The sequence below is a fragment of the Acinetobacter sp. BSP-28 genome, from assembly GCF_044130285.1.
Classification (GTDB): domain Bacteria; phylum Pseudomonadota; class Gammaproteobacteria; order Pseudomonadales; family Moraxellaceae; genus Acinetobacter.
In genome coordinates, this window is sequence record NZ_JBIQOB010000071.1 from 1 (window position 1) to 1,530 (window position 1,530).

Here is a 1,530-nt window from a genome sequence, read left to right on the forward strand (position 1 = left end):
CGCAATTATATCAAACAGAGGAAGCGCATATTGCATGGGCATTAGATCCTGAAGGCGATGGCTATGGTTCAGCTTTTGATTTGAATACTATTAGAGAAACAGGAAGGATAAATGGGAAGCTTGCTTATAATTCTTATCATTCTGAGAATGAACAAGGAGAAAGTGAATATATTCCATATCTCGCTGATGTCTATAATTTTGAAGTTGAAGATTATCATACCTACTATGTCGGGACACGATCATTCTGGGTTCACAATACCAATTGTGGGGCATTTACGAACCCAAATGACCAAGTACCATAGTCTCTTTATTGAAAATTTATCAACCAATTTTCAGATGGGCTTGACTTAGGTGCTCTTTTTTTGTAGGTATTTTTTATAGCAAATATTTTATATGAAAGAATATTCTGAAAATGGTGACAAAATCGGCAATTAATCGCCGATTCTATCTGAATAAAATTTTCCAGTACCTGCATCAAATTTAGATACAAGAAAAAAGATGAAATTCGCTGCACTCTTTTTCTATCTAATCATTCGAGTAGAACCTTGAGAATGGCGTGGTTTACACTTGATAGCAAGCGAAATTTCAGACCAAATATGACTTGTAGCAGATTGATTCGACTACAAAACGATACTCAATAAACATTTTTTGTACTAAAATAAAAAAGTCTAACTATCCGCAAATAGTTAGACCCTGGATCATATTGAACGGTGGATTTACTTTACGGTCACAGTAATGCTGCCGGTGTTTACAGCACCAATAGCTGAAGTTTTGATACCATCAATATGATTCACTTTTCCATCTACATTTACAGATGCATCAATAGCTGCTGAATTAAAGGCTAAATTCGCTGCAGTGTAATTACTCAGAGTTTCAGAGAATTGGTCATAAGTGTCAGTATTAAACGATGTACTGATAGAACTTTCAAACTCTGATGAGCGTTCAGTACGCCATTCTTCCAAATTACGCGCCGCACTTCTTTCAGCATCCAGAGTTGTCTCTAATGTACCCGTATTCACTGCGCTCAAATTGCCTTGTTGTAAATTAATGCTACCGGTGTTTACCGCACCAATTGCTGAAGTTTCTACTGCAATTTTGTCTCCCACATTATTCAGTGAATTATACCGCCCATCTACATTGACTGTTGCATCAACAGTAGCGGTATTAATGGCAAGGTTAAGCGCAGTACCATTTGGCTGGGTATGTTGAGATAAAAGATTTAAGGCACCATTTAACCCAGTATCTACAGTGACCTCTTGAGCATTAGCCATGCCTGCACCGGACAAGAAGGCAACAGATAAGGCGATTGTTTTGATAGTCTTATTCATGGTTATTTTCCTTTTTTCTAATTTTGAAGTACTTCTCGCTAAGCACTTCTTTTTATAATGGGAGCGAGCCCATTTTTTACATATTTTTTAATCACGCTGCGTGCTTGACCAGTAGTTTTCGACCACTTCCGGATTAACATCCCACAGCATCTGAGTCTTTTCATTGTCTTTTTCTTCATTCATTTTTTTTAAAGAAGATGAA

At 37.0% G+C, this 1,530-nt stretch carries 1 protein-coding gene and 1 pseudogene; one reads left to right on the plus strand and one right to left on the minus strand.

Annotated features, from left to right (window positions below; all coding sequences use genetic code 11):
- Window positions 1-302 (plus strand): annotated as a pseudogene (locus ACE01R_RS17740) (hypothetical protein); the annotation flags it as partial.
- A 414-nt stretch (window positions 303-716) separates the two neighbouring features.
- Here ACE01R_RS17740 and ACE01R_RS17745 read toward each other — a convergent pair.
- Window positions 717-1,328: a hypothetical protein gene (locus tag ACE01R_RS17745; RefSeq protein WP_395552799.1), complete on the minus strand. Its 612-nt coding sequence runs from the start codon at window positions 1,326-1,328 to the stop codon at window positions 717-719.
- Between the last annotated feature and the right edge of the window lie 202 nt (window positions 1,329-1,530).